Below are 26,269 nucleotides of genomic sequence, written 5' to 3'. Positions count from 1 at the left end.
CCATGTTTTCTGCTCAACAAAACCATAGAATGTAACAAAATATGTTTTATACAGCAATCTATTTATAATGCTTTTGCTAACAGGTAGTAAACGTAGGCAGCTATTGATTGTCAATTTACAATTAGCATGCAGGCGTGATTACGAAGTTTTGTTAAAATAGCGTAACTTCCTATTCACACAAATAAATGTTCAAGACAATGCTTGCCAGCGTTTGTCTTGGCGTATTGCTATTGATGTTCTACCCTTGCCTATGAATGCTCTATTTCGCTTTTTTGAAAACCGTCTACCCGCCTTTCCTGATACGCCTATGCCATTGCCCTCACCTCGTGACGGGCTGATGAAGTTTTTATGGGCATGCACCAAAGGTTTGCGTGGCTGGCTACTCTTTTTTATGATTTTGTCGGCGGGTATCGGCATTTATGAAGCGATGCTGTTTGCTTGGATTGGTAATATCGTCGACTGGCTGGGTATCTATACACCGCAAACGCTGTGGGCTGAAAAAGGTGATATGCTCCTTTTGATGCTAGCGGTCATGCTATTGAGTCCCTTTTGGATTGCCTTATCTTCGTTTATTCATTTTCAGTCGATTCAAGGTGTGTTTCCGATGCAAATGCGCTGGCGTTTTCATCAGCACATGCTCGGGCAGTCGATGCAGTTTTATCAAGATGAGTTCTCTGGTCGCGTTTCTGCTAAGGTGATGCAGACGGCTCTAGCCGTACGCGATACGGTGATGACGGTCACTGACATGTTTATGTACGTGATCGTGTATTTTATTACGACTGGTGTTATCTTATTTAACTTAGACAGCTTATTGCTCATCCCATTTATTATCTGGTTTGTCCTAGTTGGCATTGCGTTGCGCTTCTTTATTCCCAAGCTTAAACGGACGGCTATCGTACAGGCTGATGCCCGTGCGTTGATGGTTGGCCGCATCACTGACGCTTACGCCAATATCATGACTGTCAAATTGTTCAGTCATTCACGCCGTGAGCTGGGTTATGCCAAGAACGCCATGGGTCAGTTCTTAGGAACGGTTCATGCACAAATGCGCTGGGTCAGCTATTTAGAGGTCTCAACCCATCTGATTAGTGTCGTTTTAGTGAGTAGTACGGCTGGGATTGGCATCTATTTATGGCAGCAAGGCGACATCGGTGTTGGCGCTGTTGCCGCAGCCACAGCGATGGCCTTGCGACTCAATGGTCTAACGCAGTGGATTATGTGGCAAACAGCCAGCTTATTTGAAAGCATTGGTACCGCTCAGGACGGTATGCGTACACTATCTGCACCGCAGACTATCGTTGATACACCTAACGCTGCTACGCTAAAAGTGACTGATGGCCATATCGTCTTTGATCATGTTGACTTTAGTTATGAAAGTGAAAACGATGATATCGAAGGCGAGCGCATTGACGAGGTTAATACTGCCGGAACAGCCCTTACCCATTCACAAGTCAAACTACTTGATGGCTTCCATCTAGATATTAAACCGGGTGAAAAGATTGGTTTGGTGGGTCGCTCAGGTGCTGGTAAATCAACCTTAGTGAATTTATTATTACGCTTTTTTGATGTGGATAAAGGTAAAATCTACATCGATGGGCAAGCGATTGACGAAGTCACTCAAGAGTCCTTGCGTCAACAAATCGGCATGGTCACCCAAGATACCTCGCTGCTCCATCGTACTGTCCGTGAAAACATCGCCTATGGTCGCCCTGATGCCAGCGATGAAGAAATCATCCTTGCCACTGAGCAAGCACAGGCTTGGGAATTTATCAAAGATTTATATGATGATAAAGGCAATACTGGTCTGGATACACAAGTGGGTGAGCGCGGGGTTAAACTATCTGGCGGCCAACGTCAGCGTATCGCTATCTCACGTGTCATGCTAAAAAATGCGCCGATTTTACTCTTAGATGAAGCGACAAGTGCACTCGACTCTGAGATTGAATTTGCCATTACTGAAAGCTTGAATGATATTATGACGGGCAAAACAGTTATTGCCATTGCCCATCGTCTCTCTACGATTGCCGCACTCGATAGACTGGTGGTCATGGATAAAGGTCAGATTATCGAGCAAGGCAGCCACGATGAACTATTGGCATTAAATGGGGTTTATGCTGGCTTATGGCAGCGTCAAAGTGGCGGCTTCTTAGGCGAAAACAATTAATTATTGATGAATAATAAATCATAAGGCAGTGTTACTTTTATGGAAGCATTCACAAACAGTATCGATATCGGTGGTCAAAAGGCACGCTATTATGATTTAAGCTCATTGAATACATCGGCTGATAATAAAAATAAACGCCCTAAAGCGCACTTTTATGGTGGCAATGGTTTTACAGTAGGTAACTACAAACCCCTGTTGACAGAGCTTGCTGCTGGTTTTGACATCAGCTCGCTCGCGATGCGCGGCTATTGGTACGACCAGCCAAAAGCCCGTGTATTAACGCGTGAGCAAGATGCCGATCTGCTTATTCAGTTTTTAGAGCAGACTCAAGATGGTCCTGTTATAGGCATTGGACATTCACAAGGCGCTACCGCTACTGCTATGGCAGCGGCCAAACGCCCTGATCTATTCTCTGAGTTGTATTTGATTGAGCCGGTAACTTTTACCAAATCGCAAGCGCTGTTGTATAAGCTGATACCTCGTTCCGTTAAGCTTAAACGTCAACCTTTTAAAAGCGCTTTAACCAAGCAAAAGGTTTGGGCAAATGTAGATGAGTTCTATAAAAACCTACGAGAAAAAAGCGCTTATCGACGCATCTCTGATGAGCACTTGTACCTGTTTGCCGAACAAAGCTTAATACAGCAAGGCGATGGCAGTTATGCATTTATATTCACTCCCGAACAAGAGATAGCGAATTATTTTGGTATCCCTTATATCGACGGTGCATTAAAGAAGCTGGCGAAAACCAAGGTGCCTTACCAACTTATCATTGGCAAGCCGACTATTTTTATTAACGATAAAGTTCGTAATAATTGGCAAAAATTTGTGCCCGCTAACCAGCTTAATATTATGCCTGAGAACGGACATTTATTACCTATAGAAACACCGAAGCAATGCGCCACTTTTATCTTACAGAATTTTAATCGTTAAAATTTTAGCTTATGACTGATTTATTTGCTCCTAGTCCTGTAGATAACTTATTGCCTTATGAAGGGATACTCAATGATCTGGGCAGCGTTGTTGAGAAGAGCCGTGAGCTTTACGACCTCTTACTAAGCGAACTGCCTTGGCATGCTGACATTGTCACTTTGTTTGGCAAGACCCATGTCACCACGCGTCAAATCGTTTGGATGGGTGGAAACAATAGCAGCTATCACTACTCTGGACACGCCCGCCAAAGTATCCCATGGTCAGAAACAGTGTTTCACATGAAACAGCATGTCGAACAACAACTAGCAAATATTGGAATTGTCGCTAACTTTAATTCTTGTCTGTTGAATTATTACCCCTCAGGTAGCGATGGCATGGGCTATCATGCAGATGACGAGAAAGAGTTAGGCTATCAGCCAATTATCGCTGCCCTATCGCTCGGTGCCACGCGCAAATTTGTCTTTAAGCATAAAAAAACCCAAGATAAAGTCGAGCTTTATCTTGAGTCTGGTCAGCTTATTGTCATGCATGGCGATACACAAGCCTACTGGAAACACACTATCACCAAGACTAAAACTGTCAACACTGGACGCATTAGTCTCACGTTTCGGCAGATGCTGCCAGACTAGTCTGCCTTTAGAACAATCTTACCAAAGGTATCGCCTTTTTGTAGCTCACGATGTGCTGCCACGGCTTCAGATAACGGATACGTCTGCTGAATCTGTAATTTGAGCTTACCAGTGCCCACTTGTTCTAACACTCTTGCCATATCTTGCCCACTACGCTGCGCTTTATAACCCGCCACGTTTAAGCTTTTTTGACTACCAGCATCGACGAGCTTATCAACCCAGATCGTTGGAAGTACATTAACGCGGCCACCAGATTTGAGTACATCAAGCGCGCGTACCCCTGCACCCCCACCGACCAAGTCAAGCAGCACATCGGCTTGCAAGTCAGGAAACGCCTCCTCTTTAGTGTAGTCAATCCAGCTCGTTAGCTTGGATTTGTCTATTAACGTATCGAGCTTGGCATATTTTTCTGGCGAACAAATTACCGTCACCTTAATGTTATCTTGCGCCACTTTATTCATGAGCAACTGGATCAACAAATGACCGACGCCGCCAGCTGGCGCATTTATGACGACATGCTCACCTTTTTTGATATCAGCAAACTCTACAAATTGTAGCGCCGTTTGTCCGATACAAGGCAGCGCACCTGCTTGCTCTAATGTGACTGACTCTGGCACTTTGGCGAGCAATTTGGCATCGACTGCCACATACTCAGCATAGCAGCCACCATTGAAAGTCAAGGCGGCGACTTTATCACCAACAGCAAACTGTTCGCTATTGCTACTGACCACCACTCCTGACATATCAAAGCCTAAAATCGCTGGCTGATCATGATCAAATTTATCTTTACGAATATTATCAGCGCCCCACCCTTTGCCTTGACGGGTTTTGTAATCAACAGGGTTAATGCCTGCGTAGGCTATTTTTACTAAGACTTGCTCATCCGCCAAAGTAGGAACAGCAACACCATCCTCATAACTCATAACGTCGGGTTCGCCAAACTCACGAATAAGTACCGCCTGTTGAGTGGTTGGTATTTGAGTATTAGACATGGTTCATCATCCTTGTGGGTTTCTATTATTTTATTTTTTAGTCAATGGTTTGCGTTTCAGTAGATGGTTTGCGCTATGGCAACATCAGTTCAGCACTGATGGGCAAATGATCGGATAGCGTTGACCACGGTTTTCCAGTGTGTACCCATGCATCCTTAATCCTTAGATTACGTACATAAATACGGTCTAAGCTGAGGACGGGCAGCTTGGCTGGAAAGGTGGGCGACAGCTTGCCGTGACAATGCTTGAAAGCTTCGGTCATGCCGAGACTGGACGCCAACTTATCACAAGACAGTTTTTTCCAATCGTTAAAATCGCCTGCCAAAATAAGCGGTTGGTCAGGCGCAATCTCATTGCGCACATAGTTGGCAATGGCTTCATATTGCTTGAGACGATCGCGCTCAAACAAATTCAAGTGCGCACACAATACCACGACAGGTCGCTCCCAACCGATAGGCTGTACCTCACAGTGTAAGACGCCGCGTTGCTCAAGCTTATTGACGGTAATATTGACATTGTGTTTTGGATCTAACGGGAATCGGCTGAGCACGGCATTACCATGATGACCGTTTTCATATTCTGAGTTTTTGCCATAGCTATTTTGCAGCTGCAGATACTCACCAAACCACTCATGCTGTGATTGGTCAGGATATTCGTTGTATTGCATATTGCGCTTGAGGTTTTGACCTTGCACCTCTTGCAAACACAGCACATCGGACTCTATGACTTCAAGCGCATGGGCAATACCTTGCATTTTCACTTGGCGATTCATAGGCGACATGCCTTTGTGAATGTTATAGCTGGTTAGAACAAAAGAGGTGGTAGTCATAGATTCAGTCATAAACTCAGTATTTAGATAGTAAAAGTTGATAGCACTGCATAAAAACTTATCATCAAAAACGAGTGGTCAATTAGTAATGTAGAAGTGCATCAATGTAAAAGGAGCACTGATTCTTATCGAACCAATGCTCTCATATTATACCTATATGCTATCAATGGCGAATTCGTCGATGAACATCATTGATAGCCAGTTTTTTTGAATCAGTAGCGAGTCACTAGAGCAATCGGTTGGTCTTCACCCATGATGTCTTGCGGCATAAACACAGCCTCACCGCCATTATGAATCACATGCTCAATGATTTCGCCAATCGCATCATCAGTGACGCCTTCTGCGGTAGCATCATTAGCAATACTTAGAGTCTGCGCTTTTTCATCAATTTTGGCAGATTGTATATAGCCACGGCGAACATAGAGCGTCTCGCCAGCACCTTGGAACGCGCTACGATATACTTCCTGCAAATCCGTCTGCAACATGTTGGCACCGCGGGCTTTATCAATCTCACCCAAAGCAGCATGATGTAATGACGTACGATATTCTTCTACCGCTTCTTGTACACTATCGACGATATGCTGTGCACTGCCATCTTCTAGATTGGTCGCATTTGATACCGTGGCAATGATGTTTTCTGGACGATCACAGACTTCTTTGTAGTAACCGATATTTTTGGCATCGCCAACGATGACAAGAGGCATTTTATGCTCGCCCCACAGCTCTTGTACGCTCTTATCGACTTGGTTAAAGTACTCTTTTAGATGGCTGCTCTCATTACTTGCAGAACGATCAGAGCCACCGTCACTTGTCGTATGCAGACCATTATTTTCGACAGGGAATGCGATGCTTTCCATATTGTTTTGTGCATCGTCATCTTTATCAAACTCTCTGATGACACGATCATTTGATGCTTCGATCAGGCGAGCCTTATCACGGGTCAGCACGACTGTATAGTAGTGAACGGCACTTGCCATATCACGAACTAGGTCACGAGTGGCAAAACTGTCTGAAATCACAACCCGCTCTGTGGTATCGATGGGCATACGGATCACTTGTACATCGTCAGTACTGGCAAATATGGCTAAGGTATCAAGATTATAGTTGTGGTTTAACTCACTGGTCTTAGCATGAATCTTGTCTAAGATAGTTGTCGACGTACTCTTGTCGTATTCTTTGGTTAAGCGATCTTCTACGACTTTTAGCTGGTTTTTTAGAGCGATTGGATCTTGCTCATTGGCTGGATGCGCTCGATGTGTCTTAACAAAGATACTGACCGCTGGATTGGCTTTAGTTTCACGTAAACTTTTAAGAGTCGCTTTCATATACTGCTCCTTGTTTTATTATCATTTACTTTCAACGTTGTTAATTTTTCTATGAGTCATTTTTTCTATAAATCGTTTATCAATAGGGTTTGATATTTTTATTCTATTCCCTTGATGCTAACAGTCAAACCTCACTTGCTGTAGGGTCAATTTGCAAGCAAATGATAGCGCTTTGTAAGTAGAACAATCTATGTTGTTATAAAAGGCAGGTTTATCTCATTTAAACATATTTAATATCGACCCTCTCGTCGCTTTACTTTCTGTATTGTCAGTGAGTAGGTTGCATTTTCATTAAATGAACCCATCTTTTATATAATATAGGTATAAAACCGCAAAATAAAAAAGTAACTGACAGCCTTTTATACTCTGTGTGTGACATCACGCAAATCACTTATACCAAACCCTATTTAACCAATAATAATTTATTCACTAATATCAGATATCGGATACCTTTATGACACCCATTTCTCCAGATTTACGCCTTGTCGATTTTGCCAATGTTTCACCAAGTGCATTACAAAGCCAAGTCATTAGCGCGATAGACGATGCCAATGCTTTTTTAGATGAAATGACAGCCCATACTGACAGCAACCACAGTCCTGCTGATGTCACTGCTGAGCAAGCTCTGAGCGATGTGATGAATTTTGATCATATCAATCTGGCATTAGATCGCAGTTGGGGTATCTTGTCGCATCTCAATAGCGTGATGAGCAACGATGAGATTCGTCATGTGCATCATGAGCTGTTGCCTAAGCTGTCTGCTTACGGCACTCGTGTGGGGCAGCATCAGCCATTATTTAGTCGTTATCAAGCTATCGTGAATGATAAAGCGTTCTTTGCAGCGCTTGAGCCTGCGCGCGCTCGTGCCATTGAGCTTGCGCTTAGAAGCTTTGAGATGTCAGGTGTGGCGTTACCTAGAGCTGAGCAAGAACAATTCGCTGCGACTCAAAGTGAACTCTCAACCTTATCAGCGACGTTCTCAGACAATATATTGGATGCTACCCAAGCCTATGCATTGCCATTAGAGTCAGCGCAATTGGCGGGCTTGACCGAAAGTGGTTTGGCACTATTGGCAGACGCAGGCGAACAGTATAAAGCCCGTGAGCTTGCCAGCGGTGCCCTCACGCAAGCAGATATTGATGTGTTGCCGACCTCTTATTACGTAGCAAGTTTAAATATCCCTGTTTACCTTGCGGTCATGACTCATGCTGACGACCGCAGTCTACGTGAGACGTTGTACCGCGCTTACGTCACGCGTGCCTCAGAGTTTGATGGTCATACAAATAAAAAAGGCGAGTCGCTGAATAACGCTGATATCATGGGTCAAATCCTACAACTACGTGAGCAAAAAGCCACACTATTAGGCTTTGCCAATTACGCAGAAGTCTCACTATCGACTAAAATGGCAGATAACGTGGCAGAAGTAGAAACCTTTTTACGCGATTTGGCCACGCAAGCCACTCCAGCTGCTAAGCAGGATTTAGCGCAACTGCAAAAATATGCGCAAGATTATGGCATTGATGATTTGCAGCCTTGGGACAGTGCTTATATCGCTGAAAAAGTAAAACAAAGCGAATTTAGTTTATCGCAAGAAGAGATACGCCCATATTTCCCGTTACCAAAAGTGATTAACGGCTTATTTGCCATTGTTGAGCGTTTATATGGTATCAAAGTACAAGAGCAAAGTAGTAATGAGACAGATAGTGAAAGCACATCTGTATCGCGCTGGCACAACGAGGTAAGCTTCTATCAGTTGTTTGATGCTGACGATAACTTGCTTGGCGGCTTTTATTTTGACTTGTTTGCTCGCAGTGGTAAGCGCGGCGGTGCTTGGATGAGTGGTTTTCAGTCGCGTTACACTTATGACGAGCAAGACCATCAGCAGCTACCGGTTTGCTTTATGGTCGGTAACTTCACGCCTGCCCTCGATGGCAAACCAAGCTTATTGACCCATGATGAAGTACTGACCTTGTTCCATGAGTTTGGTCATGGGCTACATCATCTTTTAACGCAAGTGACAGTGGGTGATGTCGCGGGTGTTAATGGTGTCGAATGGGATGCAGTCGAGCTACCCAGTCAATTTATGGAAAACTGGGCATGGGATGCTGAAGGTATTGCGCTGATTAGTAGTCATGTCGAGACTGGCGAGCCTTTGCCTAAAGACAAACTTGCAGCCTTACTGGCGGTAAAAAACTTCCAAAGCGGCATGCAAACCCTGCGTCAAATCGAGTTCTCACTGTTCGACTTATTGATTCATGCACACACGCCAGCACTTGATTATGATGGTATCTTGGCAACCTTAAATACGGTTCGTAACGATATTGCCATCATACAGACACCTGACTATAACCGCTTTGCCAATGGTTTTAGTCATATCTTTGCAGGTGGCTATGCGGCTGGCTATTACTCTTATAAATGGGCAGAGCTATTGTCTGCAGATGCTTTTAGTAGGTTTGAAGAAGAAGGTATTTTTAATCCAGTGACTGGTAAAGCTTTCCGTGAGAGTATCTTGTCGGTTGGTGGTAGCTTCCCTGCCAAGACTAACTTTGAGAACTTCCGTGGTCGTAGCGCCAGTATTGAGGCCTTATTGCGTCACAGCGGCTTTAGCAATGTTAAAAACATCGATGCCGCCAATGCCAAAAGCAATCGCGAGGTCACTTAGATGCGTTATCAATCGTCACGCCCAAAGCGCCGATTTTTAGCAGGCGTCCGCTGTCCCAAATGTCAGGCGATGGACGCAGTGGTACAGGTAAATATTATGACGCCTGTGCCTGATGAGTATATTGAATGTACTAAATGTAGCCATGCAGAACATCGCCCCGACCCTGATGCCATCAGTGCCAAAAACCATGCGGAAGACCAACTCGCTCGTGATGCGATGGCGACAGGCACCAGTGGTACGGTAAAATTTAAAACTTAAGCAAACAAATAATACTGATACTGATACTGATACTGATACTGATACTTAAAAGTTTTTTAAGTGCTTTATTATTTAACAGTACTTTAAGCCTATCTAGCAATAGATAGGCTTTTTATTTTGAGTTTGCTATAGTATGGCTACTTATATCTTTGACATAAATTGACCGTAGTATGAAAAATAAAAAAAAGCATCCTTTGTTGAGCAAACGTGAAAAAGCGAAAGCCGCTAAATCGCGCCGTAGAATCTGGATAGCGATTATATTGGCACTGCTATTCATTGTTATCGGCTATTTAGTTTGGGCGCAATCTGTGCCTGAGACTAGAAAAACTGGCAGCAGCTCACCATCAATCGCTGAGCAAAACGAGGCTGCACAGTCTGCTGCTATGCCAGCAGAAAATGTCCTCAGTGAAGTCAATAGTGATGACGCTATAACGAGTGAAGCGACTGTCCTTGATCAGAATGCTACCGCCGCTGACACAGCTGACAACTCAAATAGTCAAGTACCAAAACCTGCTACCATCTTAAGCGCTCCTTTACCAAAGACGGATAGTCTGGCCAAAGAAGAAATTGATCGCTTAGAAGATGAGCGTAAACGCTGGGCTGCCCAAGAAAAGCTGGCAGCTGAGCAATTAGCGATGAATAAAAAATTGACGGATATGAAGGAAGATCAAATTGCCTTGCTCGAACAACAAATCGCACAATTAGAAGCAGAAAGTACAGTACAAGCTAAGGTAGAATAAACATACTATTTTTTGAAGGGGCTGACGATGGCGAATCTACAATTGACGCATGCCCCTATTTTAAATAGCAGTGCCCAATTACTTATCTTACCAGTTAATACTGCTGGCATCCTGCTCGACCCTATCCTCGCACGAACCAAGACGCTATTCGCTGATAACTACCATCACTATCGTCGCGCGTGCCGTGACGGTAGTCTAAACGCTGGTAGCTGTTTATTACACAAACGCACACGAGAACAGTCTGGCCTTGGCGTCAGCAGTAATGGCAATCAACCCAGTTATATTGCCAATCTTGTTATCTCAGATCACCCTTATCATCCGACGCGGTCGCGCTGGCTCACTGACGCTTTAACAGACTTGCACCACCAGCTTATTCCTCTTATTCGCCATCAAGGCATCCGCAGAATTGCCCTATTTGCCCGCCCGCTTATCGATAGTCATTTACACAGTACTGTAGGCAGTTCGCCTCCTGAATCCAACGTCGCAAACTCATTGCCATTAGACTGGCATCTCGATATCTTGCCTTTACTGACGCAGCAACTACAAGACCTTCCTAAGCTGCGTATTGATGTGCACGTACCCAAAAGTATCAATATCTAAGAACAAATAAAACGTTTGTTGGTGCATAGCACAATCTTTAACACTCAAAAAACATGACACCGATAACGGCTTGAATGCTATGCTAAATGAGTGTTTACTGTTTGAGAAAGCACGGTTATTTATTATCAGGATAAGGATACCCTATGAAAATACTTAGAACCCCCGATTCATGCTTTGAAAACCTAGCCGATTACGATTTTTCGCCGCATTATATGATGGTCGATGATGGCGAAGGCGGTGAGCTGCGTGTACATTATCTCGATGAAGGTCCCAAGGATGCCTATCCGATTTTACTACTACATGGCGAGCCTTCATGGTGTTATCTATATCGTAAAGTAATACCGATACTGACAGCGGCTGGACATCGTGTCATCGCGCCAGATCTTCCTGGTTTTGGGCGCTCAGATAAACCTGCCGCCCGTACGGATTATACCTACCAGCGCCATGTCGACTGGATGCAATCCGTACTTGATCAGTTAGATTTAACAAATATCACATTATTTTGTCAAGACTGGGGTGGTCTCATTGGTCTACGTCTCGTGGCAGAAAATCCAGACAGATTTGCTCGAGTAGCAGCTGGCAATACCATGCTCCCCACAGGAGATCACGATCCAGGAGAAAGCTTCCGCAAGTGGCAGCAATTCTCACAAGATACTCCGAAGTTTCATGTCGGTAGCATTATTAATAGTGGCACTACGACCGAGCTATCACAGGCAGTAATCGATGCTTACAATGCGCCCTTCCCTGATGAATCGTACAAAGAAGGCGCAAGACAGTTCCCCATACTAGTACCGACCACACCGGACGATCCTGCTTCAACAAAAAACCGTGCCGCCTGGGGTGAGCTTAGCAAGTTTACCAAACCTTTCATTACTCTGTTTAGCGATTCTGACCCTGTCACTGGTGGTGGTGATCGAATCATGCAAAAACTTATCCCTGGAACTAAAGGTCAAAACCATAGCACTATTATTAACGGTGGTCATTTCTTACAAGAAGACCAAGGCGAAAAACTGGCTGAGCTACTGGCTCAGTTTATTGCTGACAACCCTATTAATAATGATTAACAAAATTTAATATTTCCTTCGTTATCACATGCAGCTCAATTGTTACCGTTTAATGCTTTAAACCATGGCGTGTATCTTCCTGTAGGCATTAAACGGTATATTTATATCCATATATTGATAAAAAAATGCGCTTAGCTTAGTATCCATTTTATAGGCAACCACTATAAAAAATTATTACATTCAAATTTAAATAAGGATAACAAGCTATGTCAAACAACAATAATGCTGAGAATTCAAAAAAATCTACCAACAATAAAGCAGTGACTGGCGTAGAAGTGGTCAGAGAGGATACCGTGGTATTTGAGGACGGCGACTTTGAAGCGTACAACGCTGAGCATGACTACGAGGAAGCTAAAGACGATAGTACTGCTAAAAATGATACGTCAGATAAATCAAGTAAGAATAAAGATTCTGATAAAAATCAAAAATCTAATCAAGACGACAAATCTAATAGTGACGATAAAGAGGATCAGTCTGACAAAAACACCAAAGACAGCAAGTCTAATCAAAAAGACAAGACCAGTAAAAAAGATAATGCTGATCAAGAGGATAAATCTAGCATTACCATGGCAGGCATTTATCAGTGGGCGTCAAAGCTGAAAGACGACTTTAAATCTGATGCTAGTGGTATGACTCAGGATGTCTCTGAAAAAGCGACGGCTATGATGCTTGGCAAACTATTGGATGCGGTAGATCTTGAATTAGCGGCCTTTGATAAGAGCTTAGACGTCGCCAAAAATTTGGTCACGACGGCTGAAGAAAGACGCAAAAAGATCGCTGCTAAAAAAGAAAAATATCAGGGTATGATCGACAAGTTAGATCAAGAATAGTTACTCTGGTTAATTAGAAAATTATTCTAGAGTTTTATCAATCCAATGTTGAACGTTTGAAATGGGCGTTTGGCGTTGGACTTTTTATTGTCAGTGCTTAGATATGATTTTATTAAAATGAAATGTCATTGAATAGATTGGATGGAGACAGCAACATTCAACCTGATATAGTTGAATTCAAATAATTTCGATACAAGGAAACCGAGCGCAAGTTATACATTAGTATGCTTAGCGAGGATGACAATGTAGCGGTATTATTTTTCACTGACTGTATAAAGGTAAATGCTTATTTAGCCACAAAAAAACCGCCTTGAGTGTTATTAACTAACAGCCCAAAGCGGTTTTTTATATCCAGCGAAAGTACTTATTCAGCAGTTGGGGTTGAACCCTGCTCAACGCCTTTCATAGTCAACTTAATGCGACCACGGTTATCAACGTCTTGTACGAGTACCTTAACGGTTTGACCTTCTTTTAAATAATCTGATACATTCTCAACGCGCTCTTCTGCGATTTGTGAGATATGCACTAGACCATCAGTGTTTGGCAAGACGTTAACGAACGCACCGAAGTCAACGATACGAGCGACCGTACCTTCGTAAGTTTTGCCCACTTCAACTTCAGCAGTCAATGCTTCGATTTTACCGATAGCTGCTTTGGTCGCTGCTTTGTTTTCACCAAAGATACGAATCGTGCCACCATCATCGATATCGATAACTGCGCCAGTTTCTTCCGTTAGCTGACGAATCATCGCGCCGCCTTTACCGATGACGTCACGGATTTTGTCCGGATTGATTTCGATAACAGCATAGTTAGGGGCATGCGCATTGATCTCAGTACGGCTCTCAGGTAATACTTTATTCATCGCATCTAGGATATGGATACGACCGGCATGGGCTTGCTTAAGCGCTTGCTCCATGATGTCAGGCGTAATACCTTCGATTTTGATGTCCATCTGAAGCGCAGTAATACCGTCTTTAGAACCAGCAACTTTAAAGTCCATATCACCAAGATGATCTTCATCACCTAAGATGTCTGATAGTACAGCGAAACGCTCGCCTTCTTTAACCAGACCCATCGCGATACCAGCAACTGGGGCTTTAATTGGTACGCCTGCATCCATCAATGCCAAACTTGCACCACAAACAGATGCCATAGAAGATGAACCATTTGATTCAGTAATCTCTGACACCACACGGATGACATACGGGAAGCGTTCGCTATCTGGAAGCATTGCTTGTACACCGCGACGTGCTAAGCGGCCATGACCAATTTCACGACGTTTTGGAATACCTTCACGACCCGTTTCACCCACTGAGAAATGCGGGAAGTTGTAATGCAGCATGAAATGGTCACGGATAGTGCCACCTAGCGAGTCAATCATGTTGACATCACGGCTGTTGCCAAGCGTGGTTGTAACCAATGCTTGCGTCTCACCACGTGTGAACAATGCTGAACCATGCGTATATGGCAATACACCAACTTGCACATCAAGCGCACGAACGGTTTCAGGGTCACGACCATCAATACGCGGCTTACCTGACAAGATATTGTCACGAACCGTACGATACTTAAGATCGTTATAGATTTCTTTGAGCTCAGATACCGTATCAGCATAGGCTTCTGACTCAGCATCACCAGCAAGCGTATCAATAATTGATTGCTTAATTTCGTCAAGCTTAGTGTAGCGCGCTTGCTTATCAGTAATCGTATAAGCGTCAGCAACTTGCTCGCCAAACTGCTCTTTCATGCTGCTAGTAAGTGCTTGATCACGCTCAGGAGCGCTATATTGCTGCTTAGCAGTACCGATTTCTTCAGCCATTGACGCAATGTTATCAATAACGATTTGCTGCTGTTGATGACCGTAAAGTACTGCACCTAGCATCTGATCTTCTGAAAGCTCTGCTGCTTCTGATTCAACCATCAATACGGCAGACTTAGTACCAGCCACAACCAAATCAAGATCGCTCTCTTTGAGCTGCTCGATTGTTGGGTTCAGTACGTACTCGCCATTAATGAAGCCAACACGGGCAGCTGCGACTGGACCATTGAATGGCGCGTCAGAGATAGCCAGTGCCGCTGAAGCACCAATTAATGCAGCGATATCTGCAGACTGAGTCTTATCTGACGATACAACCGTCGCAGTAATCTGAATTTCATTCACATAACCTTCAGGGAATAGCGGACGAATCGGGCGGTCAATCAAGCGCGACGTTAATGTTTCAAACTCGCTCGCACGGCCTTCACGTTTGCCATAAGCACCTGGGATTTTACCCGCTGCGTACATTTTTTCTTGATAGTTGACGGTCAATGGAAAGAAGTTTTGGCCTTCTTTCGCATCAGACTTAACAACGGCAGCCACTAGGACAGTAACACCACCCATGTGAACTAAAATAGAGTTGGCTTGACGAGCGATACGCCCTGTCTCGATAACAACCTGCTGGCTACCATATTGGAATTCACGTTTAACAGTATTGAACATTGTCGGATTTGTCATATAATTTTCCTAATGTTGACTGACGAAAATAATATCAACGTCATAAGCGCGCTGATATTTGTCATTAAAATTCTTTGTCTCTAGCTCCTGAGGAACAAGTCTTTTATCTGCAAGTCCTATCGATGAGACTGATAGTGTCACCTGCCTATCTTATGCATTTGTCTACAGTAGACATCGTACTATTACATATTTTTAGTCGTTCAAATTCGTTTTTTCATCAATATAGTCAAAGCTTATGCCAAGCAGCAACCATACATATACGATGTTTTTTCTATCTTTGCTAAGGTACTACAACAGATAGTAGCAATGGCATAAAACTGACCAAGCATTATTTTACAGTGATTTCTAGCCATTGACCAATTAATTGCAAAACAGGGCTGTTGTTTATAGTCTTCCCTAGATATGACTCAAATCAGCATTGAGTCAACCCTTAGTTTTACAAAAAATTCTAAAACTATAGCGTGAAAATATTTGAGATTAATCATCTATATTAACAAGCATAAAAAAACGGTGTGAAACTATTCCACACCGTTTTAGAAAAATCTATTTTATCGATAGCAACAAGCAAGTTCCAAGCGATTTAGCAAAAAATTCAAAATAGCGCCACAGGATGGCATTTGTTATTTTAGCGATCGCTCGTACTATTGTCGTTAAATTAACGACGTAGACCCAACTGGCTAATAAGAGTGGTATAGCGACCAAGATCTTTACCTTTTAGGTAATCAAGCAATTTACGACGCGTGTTAACCATACGGATAAGACCACGACGGCTATGATTATCAGCTTTGTGCGCTTTAAAATGGTTCTGCAAATCGTTAATACGTGCACTTAGCAAAGCTACTTGAACTTCTGGAGAACCAGTGTCGTTTTCGCCGCGCTGGTATTGAGAAATGATTTGTTCGCGATCAGTATTAGTTAGCATAAATATCTCCGGCAATGCTAAAAGCATCCAAGATGCACTCAAATTTAAGCCATCTTAAAAGCTATAGAATAGTAAATAAAGTAACTTGTACGCCATTCAGGACAACCCTGCATTACTAGAGTTGACCTAGTGTACGACAAGCTCAATGTGTTATAAAAAACCACTTAAAAATAAGCCAGATATCAGCGGAATATTGCCTAACTCAATCATCTGCTTTAAACAGTAAGTTCAGCAACCTGCTTTATCTAAAATATTAATTCAAATGTGACGGTTATTATACCAAAAAACTGCTGAACTAGCAGCAGTTTTTCATAATAGTTTCATGGCAAGATAAATTGCCAATATAATAATCTAAGGTACATTCACAGCCACTACAAACATAGCCATTACAAGATTCTAGCGTATTACTTTTTCACATCGCTCTCAGTAGCATTGCCACCTAGCTCATCATCAGCAAGAGGTGCTGCCGTAGTGACTTCCGCTAAACTATCCGGAGTGGCATGTTCGCTAGGGTTGATATCTTCTGCAAGCTTTTCAATCTCTTTTTCTTGCTCGTCCATATTATTCGATGAATTACTCATATTAGCTCCTAAGTTATTATTTTCTGAACTATTTAGTTTTATAATTATTGATACCAAGCTAAAAAAATGTAATAGCGTCACCCAGCTATGAGTGACGCTTTAAATACTCTACTTGTCTTCTTTAGCATTTTCTAAATTGTCCGCAATACGATCTGCCGCTGCTTCTGACTCTTCAGTATGGTTATTTTCGGTTTGGCTTTTAAGAGCTGCAGTTGCTGATTCAGAACGTTGTTGCTCAAGCTTGGTATCGTTTGGATTAGAGTTTGACATAATATTTTCCTCGATCATGGTTGGTTATAGTTATTGGTAGATTAATGCTATATGTTCATCGTTAATATCTTACAAAGCCAGTTAAGACAAGGCTTTATCGATAGCATCAACGAAATTTTCGATATCATCTGGATTACGTGAAGTAATTAAGTTACCGTCAATTTGTACGGTTTTATCAACGAAATTTGCTCCCGCATTTTCCAAATCTGTTTGCAATGAGTGGTACGCCGTTAAGGTCTTACCTTTTGCGATACCCGTGTTAATAAGTACCCAAGGTGCATGACAAATAACCGCCAACGGTTTATTTGCTTCATTAATTGCATTGATTATACTGTGAGCTTCTTTATTGCCTCGAATGGTATCCGCATTTACAGTACCACCTGGCACTACTAGCGCGTCATAATCATCAACCTTAGCCTCACTTGCAAAGATGTCAGCGGTGAAAGTGTCACCTTTATAGACATCCTGATTCATCGCTTGAACTTTTCTGTCTTCGTTAGTAGTAATAAGCAGTGTGTTATAGCCTTTTTCTTTTAGTTGGTTATTAACATCTTCATACTCTGCTTGTTCAAAATTATTGTGTAGTAAGAAAGCGATCGTTTTCATGATATTCCTTGTCTTTATATTTGTGATTCTATATATAAATTTTATTATTGATTTATCTGTTTTTTTTGTTATGAGTACTTCTTGTTTTTATAGTACTTCTTTGTTTTTATTTAGTGTTGAGACTTCAGCAGTAAAACTTTCTTTGTTAAATCTATTCCCTAAGCATTTTTTATTATTTTAAATTTTTCTTATTAGTGTATTTATTATTTTTATTACATTGGTTATCTCTTCTAGCCTTCCCTAGCTGACTTATCTAATGTACAAAAAAAACAGGCTTCACCATAGGTGAAACCTGCAATAAAATGTGAGGATATGTGATTAGTGTAAACTGTTAGTAAGTTTAAAGAGGATTAATTGGCTCATAGCCACATGAAACATACGAACCATGAAAAGCTTAGCAAATATAACCCTACCGCTGGATTAATTTCTTAGGTTGCAGTCGGCCATTGAGACTAATAGCGCCCAATCCAATAAACTCCCCTTGCTCATCTAGCAAGCGTATATCTACCGCTATCTCGTGGATCAATGGTTGTTCACCGTCACTACTGACTATATCGCTATCTAGTAGAGTATCATTGTTTTCTGAAACAGAAGACTGGTGGCTAATACTGGTTGAAATATAATCGCGCAAATCATCAGTAAGCTGCTCAAAAACATTCAACCGCTGCCCCATATGGACACGGGTATACTGTTCAGCAGTCAATGTAAGCTCAGCCTCGATACTGACACATTCATCAATAGCAAGGAGCTGTGCCTGTCTCTCATCTAACGATAGCGCCTCTAACGCTGATAAAGAAATCGATTCCACTATGCTAAACTTTCCGACCTGCGTACGGCGCAATGCGATTAAATGCCCTAATGTGCCCATTATCTTGGCAATATCCTCTGCCAATACGCGCACATAAGTACCTTTGGTACAAGTCACCGTCAATTGAATCTGCTCGTTATCAATAGCTTCTAAACCAATAGCCTTAATCACGATATCTCTTGGCGCTCGTTCTACTTCGATACCAGCACGGGCATACTCATAAAGCTTTTTGCCGTCCTTTTTTAAGGCAGAATACATCGGTGGTATTTGCTGCTGAGCCCCTAAAAACTGTTGAGCAACCTTGTCCAATATTGATTGATCAAAAGTTGGAATAGACACCTGTCCAACGATTTGACCATCAGCATCACCAGTATCTGTCTGGCTACCAAGCAATATCGTCGCTTGGTAAGATTTGTCGGCATCAAGTTGATAATGGCTAAACTTCGTGGCCTCACCCATACAAATAGGCAATAGACCAGTGGCCATGGGATCAAGCGTACCTGTATGACCAGCTTTTTTGCTGTCATGTGCAGGAGACTTAAACAAATACTTCACTTTTGAGACCACTTGCTGTGACGTCATACCTTGCGGCTTATCAACTAAGATAACGCCGGAGACTTTTTGTTTATCCGTTGTTTGTTGACTAGTCATTGTCATTAATCATCATTTTCTTTGCTATCGACTTCATCTTCATTCTGCTCAGTTTTGATGACCGCTTGACTGATCAAGTCCATCATATAGTTGCCACGAGCCGTTACTTCATCATAATGAAAGCGCAGACGTGGTGTCGTACGCGTTTTGAGACTATGGCTCAATTCGGTACGCAAAAAACCTGCTGCTTTATTCAGCACTTTGATGCTTTCTTCGTGGTTGGTTTTGGTCATCGCGTCATTAAGCTCTGGCTCCATGATGGTGACATAAACGTCCGCATACCCTAAGTCTGGGCTGACCTTGACACTAGAGATAGTGACAAAACCAGTTAGCCGCGGGTCATTAACTGCGTCACGAATAAGAACAGCAAGCTCACGCTGAATTTGATCGGATAAGCGCTGTAAACGTTGGTTCATATTGTTACCTTAATTTGATATGGCCTATTTTTATGGATTAGCCCGTTTGCTTATTAATACATTTAAGGGCTGATATTTGTTAAAAAAGGCCTAGCAGGATGTACCTGCTAGGCCTAAGTACAGCTAGATATGAAGGAGATACTAATATGCTCAGCTGATTAAGCATCTTGCATGATTAGAGACCTTACTATCGAGCAGTGACTTTAGATAGTACGTTCGAACTCTTGAATTTCAAAGACTTCGATCTTATCACCAGCTTCGACATCATAACCACGAACGGCTAGGCCACACTCCATCCCAGTACGTACTTCATTAACGTCTTCTTTATAGCGACGTAATGATTGCAGCTGACCAGTAAAGATAACTTGGTCATCACGCAGTACACGGATAGGCTTATTGCGATAAATTGTACCTTCAACCACCATACAACCGGCAGCTGCACCGAACTTACTAGAACGGAATACCTCTCGAACGTCAGCAACACCCAAGATTTTCTCACGATGTTCAGGCGCAAGCATTCCACTCATGGCTGCTTTTACATCATCAATCAAGCCATAGATAACACTGTAATAGCGAATATCCATGTTGGCTGCATCTGCTTTACGACGTGCGGTCGCGTCTGCACGAACGTTGAAGCCTAACAATACCGCTTCGCTAGATTCTGCAAGCGTTACATCAGACTCAGAGATAGGGCCAACACCTGAACTGATGACGCGAACTTTTACTTCATCAGTTGACAGCTCATTCAGTGCCGATAGTAATGCTTCGAGCGAACCACGGACATCAGTTTTAAGAACAATGTTCAAGAATGACACATTGCCTTGTTCCATCTGATCGAACATGCTCTCTAAGCGCATGGCGTTCTGACGCTCAAGTTGACGTTCACGCTCGCGATTGGTTCTGAAATCAGCCACTTCACGGGCTTTTTTCTCATCTGTAACGACTAGGAATTCGCTACCAGCTGCAGGTGTTTCAGGTAATCCTAAAATCTCTACAGGGATAGAAGGACCCGCTGACTGAATACGCTGACCATGTTCATCAGTCATCGCACGGACTTTACCGTAATGCTCGCCCGCTAGAACCAAGTCGCCTTGTTTTAGTGTGCCTTTTTTGACTAGAACACTAACAACAGGACCACGACCTTTTTCAAGTCTTGACTCAATCACCACACCTTGCGCAGCACCATCTAACGGCGCTTCTAATTCCATTAGTTCTGCTTGGATGCTGATATATTCTAATAGCTCGTCAATACCTTCACCCGTTTTGGCTGAGATACGCGCCATTGGTGTATCGCCACCCCACTCTTCTGAGACGACTTCTTTGGCAGTCAACTCATTGAGTACGCGGTCAGGATCAGCGCCCGGCTTATCCATTTTATTAATGGCAACGATAAGCGGCGTACCAGCAGCACGTGCATGGTCGATAGCTTCTTCCGTTTGCGGCATCATGCCATCATCAGCTGCGACAACCAGTACAACGATATCAGTCGCTTGCGCACCACGTGAACGCATAGCACTAAAGGCTGCGTGACCTGGGGTATCTAAGAAAGTAATCACACCGCGACCGGTTTTTACATGGTAAGCACCGATATGCTGAGTGATACCACCTGCTTCGCCATTCGCTACTTTCGTTTCACGAATTTTATCTAGCAATGAAGTCTTACCATGGTCGACATGACCCATAATAGTTACGACTGGTGGACGTGTTTGCACGTTACTGCTGCGTTCATTGACTGCAGATTGTAGATCGTCTTCAACCTTAGTATCACTAACTGGTACTGGGTTATGACCCATTTCTTCAACAATCAAACTGGCTGTCGCTTGATCAATCGTATCTGACTCACGAGCCATCTCACCCATTTTCATGAGTAATTTAGTGACTTCACGGGCTTTAACTGCCATACGCTGGGCAAGATCTGCGACAGTAATTTGCTCACTAATCTCGACATCATAGACAATTTTTTCAACAGGTTTTTCAAACTTATGCTGTGACGCTTGCGTTGAACGTAAACCATTTTTACGGTTTTTGATCTCACGCTCATCTTGATTTTTACGACGACGACCACGAGCACCAGTGCTACTTGCACCGCGCTTGATTTCACGACGTTCTTTTTCAAATGATTCTTCTAATGCGTCACCGACTAGACCTTCAGCCAATGGCTCATCTTTGCGAACTTCAGCAGCAGGCTGATCCGTATATTTACCAGCCATTTTACGCATTTGCTCAAGTGTGCGCTTTTGCGCTTCTTCAGCTTGAACACGGCGTGTTTCTGTCTCAATTTCGCGTAGACGATTTTCTTCTTTTTCACGTACTTCACGAGCTTTACGCTCAGCTGCTGTTTCAACTTTAGGTTTCGTAGCAGCAACTTTTTTCTTCGGCTGTTCTTTAGGCTTGACTTCAATAGTAGTCTTACCGCCCTTTTTCACAACAACTGAAGTAGAAATATCGTCATTCTTATCGTCTGATTTTTTGCTAGAGCCTAAGCTGGCACGCATCGCAGCTAAGGTTGCTGCTTGACGCTCTTCAGATTTTTTCTTAGTAGCAGCACGCTCTTCAGCGTCCTTAGCAGCACGTTCTTGCGACTCAATCATCGCTTGCTCACGCGCAGCCAACTCTTCAGCCATTTTTTCTGGATCAGGCTTTTCGAATACTTTCTTTTTACGCACTTCCACATTGACACTCTTAGATTTACCTGAAGAGCCGGTCACACGCGCGGTGCTCGTTGTTTTAGACTTGAGACTAATACGACGCTTATCTTGCTGACCATGACTTTGCTTTAAATACGTCACCAACTTCTCTTGCTCAAGCTCGGTGACTAGGTCATCCTCTGCGCGAGCAGGCAGTCCAGCATCTACCAGTTGCTGTTTTACAGCACTTGCGGTTTTGCCTACCATATCTGCCAGTTCTTTGACGGTCTTATCTGCCATTTATTATCACCTACTGTCTATTATTTGCTATATGTTCAATTCAGTTGTTGGCTACAAATGATTGGGTTAAGGCTGGTGGTTAGGTTGCATGTATTATGCGACTTTATACCAGCACTTTATTATCGATAGCATATCACTAAAAGACAGCGATATGCAGTTACCGCTTATTCATTGAACCAAGATTCCCGAGCTTTCATGATGAGTTTTCCTGCGGTTTCAGTATCTAATCCTTCGATATCTTCTAAATCGAAGACGGCTTGTTCTGCCAAGTCATCAACAGTAATGATGTCTTTTTGAGCCATTTTATAAGCCCAACTGACGGTCATTCCTTCAAGATCTTGTAACTCCTGACTTGGCTCTTTCATGTTTTGTTGTTTGACTAGCTCATCAGCGATGACGACTTCTTTAGCACGTTCTTGAATCATGTCAATCGCTTCGTCGTCTAAACCTTCGATGTCATAGAAAGTCTCAACTGGCACATAAGCCACTTCTTCGATACTGGTAAAGCCAATATCGACAAGCGCTTGAGCTAAATCTTTATCGACTTCTAAACGCTCATAAAACAATTCAATGAACGCTTTCGATTCGTTTTGTTGACGCTGCTGATACTCTTCTTCGAGCATCATATTAAGCTTATAGCCCGTTAGTTCAGAAGCTAAACGGACGTTTTGACCTTGTGAGCCAATCGCACGCGCTAACTGATCGTTGGTGCTAAAAATGATATCAGCGGTCTGCATGTCTTCATCTAGGATGATACTACTAACATCTGCTGGCTCTAAAGAGCTAATGATGAATTGAGCTGGATCATCTGACCAAACCACCACATCAATACGCTCACCATCCAACTCTTGCTGAACCGCTTGAATACGCGTACCACGCATACCGATACAAGCGCCAACCGGATCAATGCGATGATCGTTGGTTTTGACGGCTATTTTAGCACGAGTACCTGGCAGACGAGCGACGTTACGGATTTCAATGATTTGTTCTGCAATCTCAGGCACTTCTTTTTGCATCAATGCCGAGAGCATTTCAGGATGAGTGCGCGACAATAATAACTGGGCACCACGATTTTCACGGTTTACATGATATAAAATGGCGTTGATACGAGATTTCGCTCGTAATTGCTCACGTGGTAGCATCTGATCACGTGATAAGTAGCCTTCGGCGTTATCACCCAAATCAATGATATAGCCATCGCGTGTTTGCTTTTTTACTTCGCCATACATCATTTCACCAACACGTGGCTCAAAAGCGTCTGCTACTAGCGCACGCTCAGCTTCACGTATTTTTTGAATGATAACTTGCTTGGCTTGCGTGGCAGCAATACGACCAAACTCAATGGATTCAATCTGTTCTTCTTTAATATCACCAATTGACCATTCTTCTTGATCAAGGTCGGTAATAGCAAGCTGACAGGCTGGCATTTCATGGTCTTCATCGGCAACCACTGTCCAATAACGGTACGTATCATAATCGCCAGTTGCACGATCAATTGATACCCGCACCTCTACTTCTGGCTGTTCGGTATAGACTTTTTTCTTGGTTGATACCACCAAAGCGTCTTCTATGGCTTCAAAGATATCTTCAGGATTTAAGCCCTTTTCATTACTGACAGTTTCTACTACCGTTAAGATTTCACGACTCATGCTATACCTGTCCTATCATTTTATAATTGACTTAAATTTTATAATTGGCATATTGACGTTGTGTTGTCATCGTCAGTCACGCCCTATTTAGGGGTCAAAATATTGATTAATACTGAATTGCGTTACCATTGAATATTGAAATTAGACATCTTCATAAATCAAGTTGGCTTTATCAATGTTACTCAAAGCAATCTCAAACTGTTCACCATCGGTAGACGTCAATTTTAAAGACGTTGCATCGATACTGTCTAAAGTACCTGTTGCTTTGCGGCGTTTTTTATCGCCTTCACCAATGGCTTGTATCAAGCGCAAGCTCACAGTCTGACCGACGTAATCATACATTTGGTCATCTGAAAAGAACGCCCGATCAAAACCAGGTGAGGAAACTTCTAAAATGAACTCACCAGCAATAGGATCATGCACTTCTAGGATGCCGCTTACCTGATGGTTAACCGCCGCACAGTTTTCGATACTTACCTGCTTATCCTGTGCTTTTTCTTCAGGTAAAGCCTCAATGTAAATACGCAATAACGAGCGATTGCCTTGTGGGGTAAACTCTACGCCCCACAGCGCCACATCACATGCAGCTACCGCAGGGGCAATAATAGTAGTTAGTTCTGCAACTTTAGTCGAAAGCTTCATAATTTATTTATATTTTCCTATTTACTTATCTGTCGTACTTAATGAACCACGTTATTTATTTATTACTTTTTTATTTGCGCGGCTCACAGCAATCGTTAGGTGTTTTATGCATTATATAATAGCACTAGCTCAGTATTATATTCGGTTGACATCTACTATATATAAGGACATTACCTAGGAACATCAAGCTCAGCTGATGAATGTGCTTATTATGTATAAAGCAAAATGATCAATAAAAGAGTATGAAGTAAAAGGCAGCGTCGCTTGCGAATAGTCACGCAAGTGGCGGTAAGTAGATGAATAGTAAGTATCGTACTCTATGGGCATAGAGCTTAGCATAAGTAGGGCAGATACCGCGACAACCCTGACTCACAGATACAAAAAAACCCACAAACATAATGGTGGGCTAATCGGCACTGACAAATTTAGTGTACAAAACATCAGTATAAAAAGTGGTAGCGGGGGCTGGATTTGAACCAACGACCTTCGGGTTATGAGCCCGACGAGCTACCAGACTGCTCCACCCCGCATCAATCTAGAACGCATATTATAGGGAGGTTTCGTAGAAGTGTCAATACCTTTTTTAAATAAATTCTAAATTAAGTATTCTCTACTAAAAAATCCAACCTGACGCTATATGCTACGTCTATAAAACTTGGTGCGATTGGGGGGACTTGAACCCCCACAGCTTTCGCCACCACCCCCTCAAGATGGCGTGTCTACCATTCCACCACAATCGCATTTTGCTACTCTGTTCTCTAACGTTTAATCTACTGTAAATAATGCTTAAGGTAGGCATCAATAGATAAGGTCTTGCGAAAACAGAAAGGCATTGTAAATCTAACGTGCCAAAATAGCAAGCACTGCCTACTTAAAAGACACTTACTCAGGATTTTGCGTTAATGGGCGCGGCGTTTGCGGAGCTGAAACAGGAACATCTAAACGAAACTGATCTTCTGCCTGCTTACGTGCATGAACAGCAAGGGTCATACTGGTGATAAAAAATATGACTGTCAATACTGCAGTCGCACGTGTTAAAAAGTTGGCAGTTCCTGCGGCACCAAATACCGTACCTGACGAGCCAGCACCAAAAGAAGCCCCAGCATCTGCCCCTTTACCATGCTGTATCAAGATCAAGCCGATCATGGCAATCGCCACGATAATATGCAGGGCTAATATAAACGTAAACATGGTGGCCTCTTTTGCCGCGTAATGACGACAGATAACGGAAAATAAATCTTAAAGTTAATAGTGGTAGCAACTAACTTGTAATGCTGCCA

The 26,269-nt window shown here is 42.8% G+C and carries 23 protein-coding genes and 2 tRNA genes; 9 read left to right on the top strand and 16 right to left on the bottom strand.

The features are described 5' to 3' along the window. Positions 1-250 precede the first annotated feature (250 nt). The 3 genes from ACMFL8_RS00515 to ACMFL8_RS00505 are packed head-to-tail and all read left to right on the top strand — an operon-like array spanning position 251 to position 3,723. Positions 251-2,164, top strand: a complete 1,914-nt coding sequence (locus ACMFL8_RS00515) for an ABC transporter ATP-binding protein (protein ID WP_413191352.1) — start codon at positions 251-253, stop codon at positions 2,162-2,164. Positions 2,165-2,203: 39 nt separating this feature from the next. Continuing rightward, the gene (locus ACMFL8_RS00510) at positions 2,204-3,094 is read left to right on the top strand and encodes an alpha/beta hydrolase (RefSeq protein ID WP_413189784.1); all 891 of its coding nucleotides are present in this window, start codon (positions 2,204-2,206) and stop codon (positions 3,092-3,094) included. Between the two features lie 11 nt (positions 3,095-3,105). Continuing rightward, a complete protein-coding gene (locus ACMFL8_RS00505; RefSeq protein ID WP_413189783.1) occupies positions 3,106-3,723 on the top strand; it encodes an alpha-ketoglutarate-dependent dioxygenase AlkB family protein in 618 nt (205 codons plus the stop codon). Here the strand turns inward: ACMFL8_RS00505 and ACMFL8_RS00500 are convergent. The 3 genes from ACMFL8_RS00500 to ACMFL8_RS00490 form a co-directional block, all read right to left on the bottom strand. After that, entirely contained in the window at positions 3,720-4,715 is a 996-nt protein-coding gene (locus ACMFL8_RS00500; protein ID WP_413189782.1) for an NADP-dependent oxidoreductase, read from the bottom strand. The genes ACMFL8_RS00505 and ACMFL8_RS00500 overlap by 4 nt on opposite strands. A gap of 73 nt (positions 4,716-4,788) precedes the next feature. Next, positions 4,789-5,544, bottom strand: a complete 756-nt coding sequence (locus tag ACMFL8_RS00495) for an endonuclease/exonuclease/phosphatase family protein (protein WP_010200741.1) — start codon at positions 5,542-5,544, stop codon at positions 4,789-4,791. A 212-nt stretch (positions 5,545-5,756) separates the two neighbouring features. Further along, entirely contained in the window at positions 5,757-6,869 is a 1,113-nt protein-coding gene (locus ACMFL8_RS00490) for a hypothetical protein (RefSeq protein ID WP_010200740.1), read from the bottom strand. A gap of 454 nt (positions 6,870-7,323) precedes the next feature. Here ACMFL8_RS00490 and ACMFL8_RS00485 point away from each other — a divergent pair, with 454 nt between their 5' ends. The 6 genes from ACMFL8_RS00485 to ACMFL8_RS00460 all read left to right on the top strand — a co-directional run bounded on the left by ACMFL8_RS00485 (position 7,324) and on the right by ACMFL8_RS00460 (position 13,023). Further along, positions 7,324-9,531, top strand: coding sequence for a M3 family metallopeptidase (locus ACMFL8_RS00485; protein ID WP_413189781.1), 2,208 nt, complete (start codon positions 7,324-7,326; stop codon positions 9,529-9,531). Next, positions 9,532-9,789, top strand: a complete 258-nt coding sequence (locus ACMFL8_RS00480; RefSeq protein WP_240216337.1) for a YheV family putative metal-binding protein — start codon at positions 9,532-9,534, stop codon at positions 9,787-9,789. Positions 9,790-9,959: 170 nt separating this feature from the next. After that, positions 9,960-10,529 carry a hypothetical protein gene (locus tag ACMFL8_RS00475; protein WP_413189780.1) on the top strand — a complete coding sequence of 190 codons (570 nt, stop codon included), beginning with the start codon at positions 9,960-9,962 and terminating at the stop codon, positions 10,527-10,529. A 27-nt stretch (positions 10,530-10,556) separates the two neighbouring features. Then, the gene (locus ACMFL8_RS00470) at positions 10,557-11,129 is read left to right on the top strand and encodes a hypothetical protein (RefSeq protein ID WP_413189779.1); all 573 of its coding nucleotides are present in this window, start codon (positions 10,557-10,559) and stop codon (positions 11,127-11,129) included. 143 nt (positions 11,130-11,272) lie between these two features. Then, on the top strand, positions 11,273-12,193 hold the full coding sequence (locus tag ACMFL8_RS00465; RefSeq protein ID WP_413189778.1) for a haloalkane dehalogenase: 921 nt from the start codon (positions 11,273-11,275) through the stop codon (positions 12,191-12,193). 206 nt (positions 12,194-12,399) lie between these two features. After that, on the top strand, positions 12,400-13,023 hold the full coding sequence (locus ACMFL8_RS00460; protein WP_413189777.1) for a hypothetical protein: 624 nt from the start codon (positions 12,400-12,402) through the stop codon (positions 13,021-13,023). 364 nt (positions 13,024-13,387) lie between these two features. Here ACMFL8_RS00460 and pnp read toward each other — a convergent pair whose 3' ends face one another. The 13 genes from pnp to secG all read right to left on the bottom strand — a co-directional run bounded on the left by pnp (position 13,388) and on the right by secG (position 26,180). Then, complete coding sequence (gene pnp / locus ACMFL8_RS00455; protein WP_194620854.1) at positions 13,388-15,502, bottom strand: polyribonucleotide nucleotidyltransferase; 2,115 nt, start codon at positions 15,500-15,502, stop codon at positions 13,388-13,390. Positions 15,503-16,172: 670 nt separating this feature from the next. Further along, positions 16,173-16,439 (bottom strand): 30S ribosomal protein S15, encoded by a 267-nt coding sequence (gene rpsO, locus ACMFL8_RS00450; RefSeq protein ID WP_010197757.1) that lies wholly within the window; start codon positions 16,437-16,439, stop codon positions 16,173-16,175. 404 nt (positions 16,440-16,843) lie between these two features. Continuing rightward, a complete protein-coding gene (locus ACMFL8_RS00445; RefSeq protein WP_413189776.1) occupies positions 16,844-17,020 on the bottom strand; it encodes a hypothetical protein in 177 nt (58 codons plus the stop codon). A 108-nt stretch (positions 17,021-17,128) separates the two neighbouring features. Further along, on the bottom strand, positions 17,129-17,290 hold the full coding sequence (locus tag ACMFL8_RS00440; protein WP_194620586.1) for a hypothetical protein: 162 nt from the start codon (positions 17,288-17,290) through the stop codon (positions 17,129-17,131). Between the two features lie 81 nt (positions 17,291-17,371). After that, entirely contained in the window at positions 17,372-17,896 is a 525-nt protein-coding gene (locus tag ACMFL8_RS00435) for a type 1 glutamine amidotransferase domain-containing protein (protein WP_413189775.1), read from the bottom strand. Between the two features lie 409 nt (positions 17,897-18,305). After that, on the bottom strand, positions 18,306-19,361 hold the full coding sequence (gene truB / locus ACMFL8_RS00430; protein ID WP_413189774.1) for a tRNA pseudouridine(55) synthase TruB: 1,056 nt from the start codon (positions 19,359-19,361) through the stop codon (positions 18,306-18,308). Further along, positions 19,361-19,771, bottom strand: a complete 411-nt coding sequence (locus ACMFL8_RS00425; protein ID WP_010197749.1) for a ribosome-binding factor A — start codon at positions 19,769-19,771, stop codon at positions 19,361-19,363. Before ACMFL8_RS00425 ends, truB begins: the two co-directional genes overlap by 1 nt. A 203-nt stretch (positions 19,772-19,974) precedes the next feature. Beyond that, positions 19,975-22,698, bottom strand: coding sequence for a translation initiation factor IF-2 (infB, locus tag ACMFL8_RS00420; protein WP_010197746.1), 2,724 nt, complete (start codon positions 22,696-22,698; stop codon positions 19,975-19,977). Between the two features lie 164 nt (positions 22,699-22,862). After that, complete coding sequence (nusA, locus tag ACMFL8_RS00415) at positions 22,863-24,347, bottom strand: transcription termination factor NusA (protein WP_010197744.1); 1,485 nt, start codon at positions 24,345-24,347, stop codon at positions 22,863-22,865. A 141-nt stretch (positions 24,348-24,488) separates the two neighbouring features. After that, positions 24,489-24,989 carry a ribosome maturation factor RimP gene (gene rimP / locus ACMFL8_RS00410; RefSeq protein WP_010197742.1) on the bottom strand — a complete coding sequence of 167 codons (501 nt, stop codon included), beginning with the start codon at positions 24,987-24,989 and terminating at the stop codon, positions 24,489-24,491. A 453-nt stretch (positions 24,990-25,442) separates the two neighbouring features. Then, positions 25,443-25,519 (bottom strand) — tRNA-Met (locus ACMFL8_RS00405). A 126-nt stretch (positions 25,520-25,645) separates the two neighbouring features. Beyond that, positions 25,646-25,729 (bottom strand) — tRNA-Leu (locus ACMFL8_RS00400). Positions 25,730-25,871: 142 nt separating this feature from the next. Beyond that, the gene (gene secG / locus ACMFL8_RS00395) at positions 25,872-26,180 is read right to left on the bottom strand and encodes a preprotein translocase subunit SecG (RefSeq protein ID WP_010197739.1); all 309 of its coding nucleotides are present in this window, start codon (positions 26,178-26,180) and stop codon (positions 25,872-25,874) included. Positions 26,181-26,269: the final 89 nt, after the last annotated feature.

Source organism: Psychrobacter sp. AT9 (assembly GCF_047272965.1).
Lineage (GTDB): Bacteria > Pseudomonadota > Gammaproteobacteria > Pseudomonadales > Moraxellaceae > Psychrobacter > Psychrobacter glaciei.
Note: the sequence above shows the minus strand (reverse complement) of the source record. Positions and strands in the feature narration are given on the sequence as shown.

What these genes read in the sequence shown, in the direction of transcription:
- ACMFL8_RS00515 (WP_413191352.1), top strand. Translation starts at nt 251, where the DNA reads ATGAATGCTCTATTTCGCTTTTTTGAAAACCGTCTACCCGCCTTTCCT.
- ACMFL8_RS00510 (WP_413189784.1), top strand. Translation starts at nt 2,204, where the DNA reads ATGGAAGCATTCACAAACAGTATCGATATCGGTGGTCAAAAGGCACGC.
- ACMFL8_RS00505 (WP_413189783.1), top strand. Translation starts at nt 3,106, where the DNA reads ATGACTGATTTATTTGCTCCTAGTCCTGTAGATAACTTATTGCCTTAT.
- ACMFL8_RS00500 (WP_413189782.1), bottom strand. Translation starts at nt 4,715, where the DNA reads ATGTCTAATACTCAAATACCAACCACTCAACAGGCGGTACTTATTCGT.
- ACMFL8_RS00495 (WP_010200741.1), bottom strand. Translation starts at nt 5,544, where the DNA reads ATGACTACCACCTCTTTTGTTCTAACCAGCTATAACATTCACAAAGGC.
- ACMFL8_RS00490 (WP_010200740.1), bottom strand. Translation starts at nt 6,869, where the DNA reads ATGAAAGCGACTCTTAAAAGTTTACGTGAAACTAAAGCCAATCCAGCG.
- ACMFL8_RS00485 (WP_413189781.1), top strand. Translation starts at nt 7,324, where the DNA reads ATGACACCCATTTCTCCAGATTTACGCCTTGTCGATTTTGCCAATGTT.
- ACMFL8_RS00480 (WP_240216337.1), top strand. Translation starts at nt 9,532, where the DNA reads ATGCGTTATCAATCGTCACGCCCAAAGCGCCGATTTTTAGCAGGCGTC.
- ACMFL8_RS00475 (WP_413189780.1), top strand. Translation starts at nt 9,960, where the DNA reads ATGAAAAATAAAAAAAAGCATCCTTTGTTGAGCAAACGTGAAAAAGCG.
- ACMFL8_RS00470 (WP_413189779.1), top strand. Translation starts at nt 10,557, where the DNA reads ATGGCGAATCTACAATTGACGCATGCCCCTATTTTAAATAGCAGTGCC.
- ACMFL8_RS00465 (WP_413189778.1), top strand. Translation starts at nt 11,273, where the DNA reads ATGAAAATACTTAGAACCCCCGATTCATGCTTTGAAAACCTAGCCGAT.
- ACMFL8_RS00460 (WP_413189777.1), top strand. Translation starts at nt 12,400, where the DNA reads ATGTCAAACAACAATAATGCTGAGAATTCAAAAAAATCTACCAACAAT.
- pnp (WP_194620854.1), bottom strand. Translation starts at nt 15,502, where the DNA reads ATGTTCAATACTGTTAAACGTGAATTCCAATATGGTAGCCAGCAGGTT.
- rpsO (WP_010197757.1), bottom strand. Translation starts at nt 16,439, where the DNA reads ATGCTAACTAATACTGATCGCGAACAAATCATTTCTCAATACCAGCGC.
- ACMFL8_RS00445 (WP_413189776.1), bottom strand. Translation starts at nt 17,020, where the DNA reads ATGAGTAATTCATCGAATAATATGGACGAGCAAGAAAAAGAGATTGAA.
- ACMFL8_RS00440 (WP_194620586.1), bottom strand. Translation starts at nt 17,290, where the DNA reads ATGTCAAACTCTAATCCAAACGATACCAAGCTTGAGCAACAACGTTCT.
- ACMFL8_RS00435 (WP_413189775.1), bottom strand. Translation starts at nt 17,896, where the DNA reads ATGAAAACGATCGCTTTCTTACTACACAATAATTTTGAACAAGCAGAG.
- truB (WP_413189774.1), bottom strand. Translation starts at nt 19,361, where the DNA reads ATGACAATGACTAGTCAACAAACAACGGATAAACAAAAAGTCTCCGGC.
- ACMFL8_RS00425 (WP_010197749.1), bottom strand. Translation starts at nt 19,771, where the DNA reads ATGAACCAACGTTTACAGCGCTTATCCGATCAAATTCAGCGTGAGCTT.
- infB (WP_010197746.1), bottom strand. Translation starts at nt 22,698, where the DNA reads ATGGCAGATAAGACCGTCAAAGAACTGGCAGATATGGTAGGCAAAACC.
- nusA (WP_010197744.1), bottom strand. Translation starts at nt 24,347, where the DNA reads ATGAGTCGTGAAATCTTAACGGTAGTAGAAACTGTCAGTAATGAAAAG.
- rimP (WP_010197742.1), bottom strand. Translation starts at nt 24,989, where the DNA reads ATGAAGCTTTCGACTAAAGTTGCAGAACTAACTACTATTATTGCCCCT.
- secG (WP_010197739.1), bottom strand. Translation starts at nt 26,180, where the DNA reads ATGTTTACGTTTATATTAGCCCTGCATATTATCGTGGCGATTGCCATG.